Below are 10,382 nucleotides of genomic sequence, written 5' to 3'. Positions count from 1 at the left end.
ATCTACTGCTCCCAGAAGCGAAAAGCCCGAAGGCGAGCCGGAGTGATCCGAGCCTCGACGTGTGCGGCATGGGGATCGGTGTCGCCCAGCGCCGCGACCATGCGACGGGACGGGAAGTTGTGCGCGGTGGCGAAGGCCTCCAACCGGATGTCGGTGCATCCGTGGCGCTCCGCGAGATCGGCCAGCCAGACCAGCAGGTGTTCCTCGACGCCGCGCCGCAGCATGCGGCTCGACAAGCGCCATTCGGTGACCACCAGCGTGGTCGCCGACACGCGGGTGGCGAGGAGACCGATCATGCCGTGCTCGCCGAAACGGTCCCGCGCGGTGGCGATGACGACTTCGTCCTCGCGCATCAGGCGGTCGAGATCGCGGCCGGCGGATCGGCCCACCGTGAATGTGTTGGCACGCTGGACCAGACGCGCAGCCCCGGCCACATCGTGCGCCGCGATGGGCGTGATATCCACCTCGAGCGCCAGATCGGCGAGGAATTTGGCGAGTACGGACCGGTCGCGGACCGCGGCCCCGCGGGGCTCGTACCGTCGATCATCGACATCGAACGGGTATTCGCTGTCCGGCCGCGCATGCGGGATCATCGGCCACAGGCGATCCAGGAACTCCGGAATGTGAACCCCCGCAGGGCATGTGATGCTCAGGACCTCCGGCAGGGTGGCGCGCATTTCCGCGACCTCCATCGGGTCGCTGTCGAGGAAGACGCAGTCGTCCAGATCGATCCGGAGTTTGCGGGCGGCTTCGTCGAGCCGCTCGGCCTTCCGGTCCCAGCCCGCGGCGATGAGCGCGAAATGCTCGGCACGAATGGGCGAGTCCGCGCGCTCGAGCACGGCCCGCACGGTCGACTCGTCGTTGTCGCTGATCAGGACGAGTGAGACGCCGGCCGCTCGCCAGCGCAGCAGCCGTTTCACGAGTTCGGTCCGAGGTCCGGTGAGATCCACCGCGGCGGAGCCGATTTCGCTGATGATCCCCTCCCACAAGGTGTCGTCGCCGCTGACGGCGATCGCCTTCGGCGGGGCCGCCATGATCGAATTCGTGAGCCCGGTCAGAGTGAGCGCGACGGCTGCCTGGAACTCGAGCGTGAAGGCCTCGTCGGTGATGTCGAAAACCGCTTCGACAGAGTGGATTCGGGTCCAGGCATCACGGTGCACGATCGCGACCCCCGACAGCTCACGGCATCGGCCGACGAGCGCGTCTTCCCAGTCCGTCCAACGGCGGCTGGGTGAGACCGACGGAAGTATTCCGAGGATCACCGGCCCATGTTTCGCGGCGGCGGTGATGTCCCGCAGATAGCCGGCGGCGAGGTCGTCCAGCTGACCGTCGGTCGCCGAACCGGCGGAATCGTGATCACCGCCCCGGATCAGCAACGCCCCGATTCTCGGCGGCTGATCGACCGCGCCCGCCGGGGTGGCCGGGCCCGTGACGAGCACTTCGGGGGCCACCTCGAGGACGTGGTATCTATCGCCTACCGCGCGTCCTGTCAGGGCGGGAACCGATCCCGCATCGAAGGTCACCGCAATCATCAGCGCGGTGGTGTCGCTGCTGACCGTGTTGTTCCAGACAGCGAGGACACGGGACTTCTCACCGGGATCGAGGATGTCCAGATCGGTGAGGCGGGCGCGAGGCCGGCTGACGATCTGATCGAGGGTATACAGCAGGCGATCGAGGATGGCGGCGACCTGTTCGACGTCGAACAAGCCCGCCTGGTAGTTGACTCGCAGCCGCAGCGTGTGCTGATCGAGGTGAGCCAGCAGCCCGAACGGATAATGCACGGCGTCGGTGACATCGATGCCGGTGACGGTGAGGCCGTCGAGCATGCCGGCGTGGGTCCGGAGTGTGCCGGTATCGACCGGGTACGACTCGAAGACGAAGAGCGTGTCGAACAAAGCCGCCGTGCCGCAGGCATTGTGGATGTCGGTGAGGCCGATGTGGTGATGATCGAGCAGCTCGGCCTGCTGATTCTGGAAGTCGGTCAGTGCCGTTTCGACGGTGTGCTGCGGGGCGAGTCGTACGCGCACCGGCAGGGTGTTGATCAGCAGGCCGATCATCGATTCCACACCGGGCAGCTGCGGTGGCCGCCCGGAGACGGTGGTGCCGAAGACGACATCGTCCCGGCCGGTGAGAATCGACAGCACCAGGCCCCAGCCGAACTGCAGCACCGAGTTCACGGTGATACCAAGGCGCGCAGCCAGATCGGTGAGGTCACGGGTTCGTTCGGCATCGAGGGAGATCCGGTGCTCGCCACGTATCCCGGCGGTCACGGAGCGTGCCGGTGCGAGCAGGGTGGGTGCACTGACCCCGGCCAGCGCCTCGCGCCACACGCTCAAACCCGCGTCATGATCGGTGCGTCCCAGCCACGCCAGATAATCCCGGAACGGTACGGGCCGGCCCAGCAGGGCCGGATCACCACCGGTGGCATAGAGCGCCAGCAGTTCCCGCATCAGCAGCGGCAACGACCAGCCATCGAGCAGGATGTGGTGTGCCGTCACCACCACGACGAAGCCCGCATCGCGGTCACCCCGGATGAGCGTTAACCGGATCGCCGGCGGCCGAGCCAGATCGAACGGCGCCAGTCGATCTTCTTCTCGCACCCGCTGTTTCGTCCGCTCCGCCTGGGCGGCGTCGGTTCCGGTCAGATCGATCTCACGCCAGGACGGGGTGGCGACCGCGGGGATCACCTGGGCCACCGTGCCCGTCGTATCGGTGACGAATGCGGCGCGGAGATTGGGATGGCGAGCGGTCAATGCGGCGACGGCGGCCTTCCATCGGACGGTATCGAGGTCGCCGTCGAATCCGAGCTCGACCTGGGTGGTGTAGACGTCCGGTGCGCTATCGGCAAGGAGGGCATGGAAATACAGGCCCGACTGCAACGGGGTCAACGGCAGCGCATCGTCCAGCCGGCCGTACCGCTGTTCCCAGCACTCGAGGTCGGACTGGGTCACGGCGTGCAGCGGGAAGTCCGATGGCGTGGCGCCGCCGGCCTGCTCGGAATCGAGATGGGTGGCCAGTCCGGTCACCGTCTCCGCCCACAGTTCGGACAGCTCGATGACGTCGTCACGGCGCAGAATCGCGGTGGGGAATCCGAAGTCGGCCGACAACCTGCCCGCGACCACGATCGCGTTGATCTCAAGCACCGAGGTCAGAGGCATACCGGTGTCGGCGGATTCCCGCACGCCGGCGATGTCCGCCGCAGGTGCCCAGCCGATATCCGAAACCGCTCGCTCCGCACTGGAATCCGTTCCGAGTAGCGCGGAGGTCACTTGTCCGAGGTAGTTGAAGCTCACCTGCGGCGAGATCACCGGAACATCGGAATCGCCACCGCCGGAGAGATACTGCCGGATTCCGTAACCGATACCCCGATCGGGCACAACGCGGAGCTGTTGTTTGACCGCCTTGATCACCGCACCCAACGCCTGGTCATCCTCGACAGGGATATCGGTGAGATCGAGCCGGAGCGGATGGACGGTGGTGAACCAACCGACCGTGCGCGACAGATCCGCCATCCCCGCCGCGGCGGCGGTGATGTGTTCCTCGCGGCCGTGGCCTTCGAGAGCGACCAGCAGCGATGGCATCTCGATGCCACGCCGCACCCGCCAACGAACAACCGCCAGGGTCAACGCGGCCAGCAGAGCATCCTCGACACCGGCGTTGTAGCGGGACGGCAGCCGATCGATCAGAATCTGGGTCACCGCTTCAGGAATGGTGACCTGAACACGGTCGGCCGTCGACCGTCGATCGACAGCCGGGTCGAGTGCACGCGCCCCCAGCAGCGGATCAGCACCTTCGGCCTGACGTGCCCAGAACCCGAGTTCCTTTGCATCGGTGGCACCCTGGGCGAGTTCGGTGAGAGCGTGTACCCACCGCCGCATCGAGGTACCCACCGGAGCGAGCACCGGGGACTGCCCGGTACTGACCGCAGACCAGGCCGCCATCAGATCGGGGACGAGAATGCGCCACGACACACCATCGACGACGAGATGATGCAGAACCAGGATCAACCGGCCCGCCTGCTCCGGACCGGCATCGAGCCACGCCGCAGTGAGCATGACTCCCTCAGCCGGGTGAAGACGTCGCACCGCACGATCCAACGCCGCACTCGCGAGTGTGTCCCACTGGTCGACGCCCTGGGAATCGACGATGACGTGCTCGATCCGATCCGCCGCATCGACCGTGCCGGGCTCGGTGGTGGTCAAAACCCAACCGTCGCCGGTGTTTCCGTGTAATCGCGCGCGCAACATGTCGTGGTGATCGATCACCGCACCCAGAGTCGCGACCAGTCCGGCCCGATCGATCCCGACCGGTAGTTGCAAGACCATGTGCTGGTTGAACCGGTCGATATTCTCGCCCTGCTCGAGCAGCCACCGCACGATCGGAGTCGCGGGCATCTCGCCGACCCCGCCACCGGATAGCTCGGCGAGCTGCCGGACGGCGGTATCGGTGCGCGCGTGCGCGGCCAGCGCCGCCGGGGTCCGATGCTCGAAGACATCGCGCACGGTGAACACCAAACCCTGTGTGCGAGAGCGAGAGACGAGCTGGATGGCGATGATACTGTCGCCGCCGAGATCGAAGAAGGAATCCTCGGCGCCGACCCGCTCGGCCCCCAGCACGGTGCCGAACACCGCTGCCAGCAGCGCTTCGGTTTCGCCGGCCGGTTCGCGGTAGGTCGTGCCGGTGGTGAAAGTCGGTGCGGGCAAGGCCTTCCGGTCGAGTTTGCCGTTGACCGTCAGCGGCAACCGGTTCAGCACCACGACCGCGGCCGGGACCATGAACTCCGGCAGCGACCGGGCCACGAACTCCCGCACCACCCGCGACCATGCGGTGGAATCGGTACCGCCGGTGGAGCTGTCGGGGACGATGTAGGCAACCAACTGCCGCCCGTCCGCTCGGCCGGATATCTCCCGCGCCACCACTGCGGCCTGCGCGATACCGCTGTGCCGCAACAGAACTGCCTCGATCTCCCCGGGTTCGATCCGGAATCCGCGGATCTTCACCTGGTCGTCGGCGCGCCCCAGGTATTCCAGAGTGCCGGCGGTGGTCCAGCGCACCACATCTCCGGTCCGGTACACCCGCCCACCCGCGTCCCCGAGCGGATCGGCGACGAAGCGTGCCGCGGTCGATCCCGCACGGTCCCGGTACCCGCGGGTCACGCCCGCACCGCCGATGTACAGCTCACCCGCGACTCCGGGTGGCACCGGGCGCAGCCAGCTGTCGAGGACGTAGACGCGCACATTCGAGATCGGGGTACCGATCGGCACGGACACTCCATCCCGGGCATCGGCGAGGTGGGTGGCCGTGAAAACGGTGGCTTCGGTGGGTCCGTAGGCATTGCGGACCCGGGCGCCCGGCATTGTCCGGCGGGTGCGGTCGACGACGGTGCGAGCCAGCGCTTCACCCGCCAGGACGACCGTATGCGCGCCCGTGAGGTCGGTGGCGAGATCCGCGGCGGCGAGGACCTGCCCGAAGGCGGACGGCACTCCGCTGATCACCGTGGCGGCGGTCGGCGTGCCCTCGGTCAGTGCCAGGAGGTCCTGGGCGATGTCGACGCTGCCGCCGCGGCACAGGGGAGTGAACAGTTCCCACACCGAGACGTCGAAGGACACCGACGTGGAGGACAGGATCCGGTCGGTACTGTCTATATCCCACTGCTGCGCAACAAGATTCACCACATTGCGATGAGTGACCGCAACACCCTTGGGTCGGCCGGTGGAACCGGACGTATAGATGACATAGGCCAGATTGCCCGGCCGCAACGGCGCGCGTCGCTGCTCATCGGTCACCTCGACGCTCTCCGTGGTATCAGTGGCGAGGATGTCCTCCACAAGCGCTACTCGCCGGGAGTCCCTGTCGGGCAGTCGATCTCGCTCACGAGCACTGGTGAGAACGACCACCGGATCAGCATCGGCGACGAGGTATCGCAGACGGTCGGACGGATAGCTGGTGTCGACCGGGAGATAGGCGCCACCGGCCTCGAGCACGGCCAGCAGTGCCACGACCAGATTGAAGGAGCGTTCCACCGCGACCGCGACCACGGTGTCCGGACCGACCCCGGCCGCGATCAGCTCACGAGCCACATGGCTTGCGGCACTGGCCAACTGGCGATAGGTGTACTCGACCCCGCCCGACACGACCGCTGTCGCATCAGGTGTGGCCGCTGCCTGCCGCGCGAACAGATCCGGCAGCGTCGCGTTCGAATCGAACGTGGTGACGGTGCCGTTCCAGGTTTCCAGCACCTGGGATTTCTCTGCGGGGTCGAGGATTTCGATATCGGAGATCCGCAGCGCGGCGTCCGCGGCCGCCTGGTCCAGAACACGCTGGAACCGGTCGGCGAGCTGCTCGACGGTGGCGCGGTCGTACAGGTCGGTGGCGTATTCGATCCACGCCTGGAAACCGTCCTCGGCCCGGCCACCATCCACGATATTGAACAACAGGTCATACCGCGCGGTCCCGGTCGGAGCCTGCACCGGCGTGATGGTCAATCCCGGCATCAGCGTGTCGAGCGCGCCGGTATCGGGCAGTGGGTTGTTCTGGAAAGCCAGCGACACCTGGAACAACGGATGATGACCGGGCGAGCGAACCGGATTGAGCAACTCCACGATTCGCTCGAACGGCGCATCCTGATGGGAGTAAGCATCCAAGGCCCGCTCCCGAACCCGCGCCAGCAGATCCTCGAAGGTGGGGTTGCCCGAGCTGTCCACGCGAAGCACCCACGTGTTCACGAAGAACCCGACCAGATCGGTCAGCGCCTCATCGGCACGCCCGGCGATCGGCGCGCCCAGAGCCAGATCCTCCCCCGCACCCAAACGGGTGAGCAGCACCGCCAACGCGGCCTGCAACACCATCGCGGGAGTGGCTCCGTGGTCGCGGGCCAACGCCTCGACATCACGGCGCGTCGAGCCCGGGATGGTGAATTCGAACAGCTCCCCGCGGTGGGACGCCGCGGGTGGACGTGGCCGATCGGTGGGCAGCGCGATCACGTCCGGCAATCCGGCCAGCGCTTCACGCCAGTATTCGAATTGTGTTGCGATCAACGACTGTTCGTCATCGGGATCACCGAGCAGCGCACGCTGCCACAGCGTGTAATCGGCGTACTGCACCGGCAGCGGAACCCAGGCCGGTGCGCTTCCCCTGCGTCGCGATTCGTACGCCACCAGCAGATCCCGTGCCAGGGCCGGCATCGACGCGCCGTCGGCGGCGATGTGGTGCACGACCAGAACCACCACCCACTCGTTCGGATCGTCGCGGAGAATTGCTGCGCGGCAAGGGATTTCGTCGGACAGGTCGAACCGGTACCCGGCCACCCCCGCCACCGTCGCCGCCGAGAACGGCGCCACCAGCACCGGTACCCGAGCGCGGTCGTCCTCGGGTTCCAGGATGGTTTGCGTGCCGACCCCGTCGAGATCGGTGAAGATCGTGCGCAGCGATTCGTGCCGCTCCACCACGTCCTGAATGGCGGCCGCAAGCGCGTTCTCGTCGACACCGCCGGTCAGACGCACCGCCATCGGCAGGTTGTAGGTCGCCGACGGGCCTTCCAGCCGGTGCAGGAACCACAGTCGAGTCTGCGCGTAGGACAACGGGATCACCGCGGGCCTGCGGTGTGCTGTGACGGCGGCGCGCACACGCGCGCCTTCGCCGATGCGGGCGGCCAGGCCCGCCACCGTCGGCGACTCGAAGACCATTCGAATCGGGAGCTCGACTCCGGCCAGCGCCCGTACGTGCGCGATCAACCGCATGGCCGACAGCGAATGCCCGCCGAGATCGAAGAACGAGTCATCGGCACCGACCCGCTCGACATCGAGGACTTCGGCGAAGGCCGACGCCAGCAGTGTTTCGGCGGGGCCCGACGGTGCGCGGAACGGGCCGCTACCGGTGAACTCGGGTACCGGCAGTGCCGTGCGGTCGAGCTTGCCGTTGATCGTGAGCGGCAATCGGTCCAGAACTATTGTCGCGGAGGGGATCATGAACTCCGGAAGTGTCCGCGCGGCGAATTCCCGTACCACCCGAGACACCTCCGCATCCGTGCCGATCGCGGTGGGCTCGGCCGCGGCGTCGAGTACGAGATAGGCGACAAGCTGTCGCCCGCCGGCTCGGCCGGGTGTTTCGCGGGCGATGACCGCCGCCTGCGCGATCGACGGGTGCCGCAACAGAACGGCCTCGATCTCACCGGGTTCGATGCGGTAGCCGCGCACCTTCACCTGACTGTCGGCGCGCCCCAGGTACTCGAGGAGACCGGTTTCGGTCCAGAGCACCAGATCCCCGGATCGGTACAACCGATCTCCTAGTGCTCCGTGCGGGTCGGCGACGAACCTGGTCGCGGTCAGCGCGGCGCGCCCGCGATAGCCGCGCGCCACACTCGCACCGCCGATGTACAGCTCGCCCGTGACACCGGGCGGGACCGGCCGCAACCACGCGTCGAGGACGTAGCAGCGCGCATTGTCGAATGGTGAACCGATCGGGATCGACGGTCCACCGGCGGTGGCGGGGTCGACCGGGTGCGAGTTCGCGAAAACCGTAGTCTCCGTGGGGCCGTAGCCGTTCACGAATCGTGTTCGGGGCCAACGGTGCAGGGCTTTCCGGAACGCTTCGGCCGGCACTTCCTCGCCGCCGGTCCACACTTCGCGCATGGTTTCGAAGCAGTTCTCATCGTGATCGACGAGGACTTCGAACAGTCGCGCCGTGAGGAAGGTCGCGGTCACCCGGTGCGTACGGATCAGCCCGGCGAGGGTGGCGGGGTCGGTCCGATCGCCGCCGGCCACGACCATGGTGCCGCCGGTGGTCAACGGCACCCACATCTCGTAGGTCGAGGCGTCGAAAGCCGTGGAGGAGTGCGCGAGCACCCGGCCGTGGTCGCTGCTCCAGACCCGATTGCCGGTGAAGGCGACCACATTTCGGTGCGTCACCGCCACGGCCTTCGGAAGGCCGGTGGAACCGGAGGTGTACATGACATAGGCCAGATTGCTCGCGCGCAGTGGTGCCGGCCGATCCGCATCTCCCGGATCGGCCGAGCCGGTGCCGTCGGCGGGAACCGTGTCCACCAGCACGACGGGCCGACCATCGCTGCCGGGCAACAGGTCTCGTTGCTCGCTCGTGGTGATGATCGCGACCGGGTCGGCGTCGGCGAGGATGTGGCCCAGGCGTTCGGCCGGATAGGTGGTGTCGATGGGGAGGTAGGCGCCACCTGCTTTGAGGACCGCCAGCAACGCCACGATCAGCTCATAGGAACGTCCCACGGCGACCGCGACCACGGTGTCGGGGCCGACCCCGACGGCCAGTAGCTCGCGCGCGAAATGGTTTGCGGCAGAGTTCAATTGCCGATACGTGCGACCCGAGAAATCCTCAGGCTCGGGATCGCGACCGGGCTCGATGACGGCGACCGCGTCGGGCGTCCGGGCAACCTGCCGCTCGAACAGCTCCGGCAATGTCGTGGCCGGGTCCAGCGCGGTGGCGGTGTCGTTCCAGGTGCTCAGGACCCGTGTCTTCTCGGCAGGGTCGAGAACCTCGATCTCACCGACCCTGCGTGCGGGGTCGGCGGTGACCTGGTCGAGTACGCGCAGGAACCTGTCCGCGAGCCTTTCGATGCTCGTGTGATCGAACAGATCGGTGGCGTATTCGATCCACGCCTGGAATCCGTCCGCAGGCCGGCCGGAGTCGACGATGTTGAACAGCAGGTCGTAGCGTGCGGCGCCGGTCGGCGCCGGGACCAGGGACACCGCCAGCTCCGGCAGCAGGGTCGTCAGCAGCCCGGTGTCGGGCAGGGGGTTGTTCTGGAATGCCAACGCCACCTGGAACAACGGATGATGTGCGGGCGAGCGCTGGGGATCGATCAGTTCGACGAGCCGCTCGAACGGGGCGTCCTGATGGGTGTAGGCATCCAGGGCCCGCTCTCGCACCCGGCCCAGCAGCTCACCGAACTCGGGGTTGCCGCCGGTGTCGACGCGGAGCACCCAGGTATTGACGAAGAACCCGACCAGATCGGTCAGCGCGTGGTCGGAGCGGCCGGCGATGGGAGCGCCGATCGCGAGATCTGTACCCGCACCGAGTCGAGTGAGCAGGACCGCGAGCCCGGCTTGCAACACCATTGCCGGGGTCGCCCCGTGCTCCCGGGCAAGGGTCTCGACCCGCTGCCGGGCCGCGGCCGGGACGGTGAATCCGAACGACGCACCCCGGTAGGAAGCCACCGGCGGCCGGGGCCGATCGGAGGGTAGTTCGATCACTTCGGGCAGTCCGGTCAGCGTCCGCTGCCAGTAGTCGAATTGTGTTGCGATCAAAGACTGTTCGTCATCGGGATCGCCGAGCAGCTCCCGCTGCCACAGGGTGTAGTCGGCGTACTGCACCGGCAACGGCGTCCATGCCGGAGCGCTGCCCCGCCGCCGGGC

1 protein-coding gene (running past one end of the window) is annotated in these 10,382 nt (G+C 67.4%); it reads right to left on the bottom strand.

The window, feature by feature from the left end:
- Positions 1-2 precede the first annotated feature (2 nt).
- On the bottom strand, positions 3-10,382 hold the end of the coding sequence (locus D892_RS0120305) for a non-ribosomal peptide synthase/polyketide synthase (RefSeq protein ID WP_024803008.1). Its footprint extends 22,857 nt past the window's final position; the window shows 10,380 of its 33,237 coding nt (coding positions 22,858-33,237); its start codon lies beyond the right edge, outside the window; its stop codon occupies positions 3-5.

This window comes from Nocardia sp. BMG51109 (assembly GCF_000526215.1).
Lineage (GTDB): Bacteria > Actinomycetota > Actinomycetes > Mycobacteriales > Mycobacteriaceae > Nocardia.
This window is presented reverse-complemented; position numbering and strand designations above follow the sequence as displayed.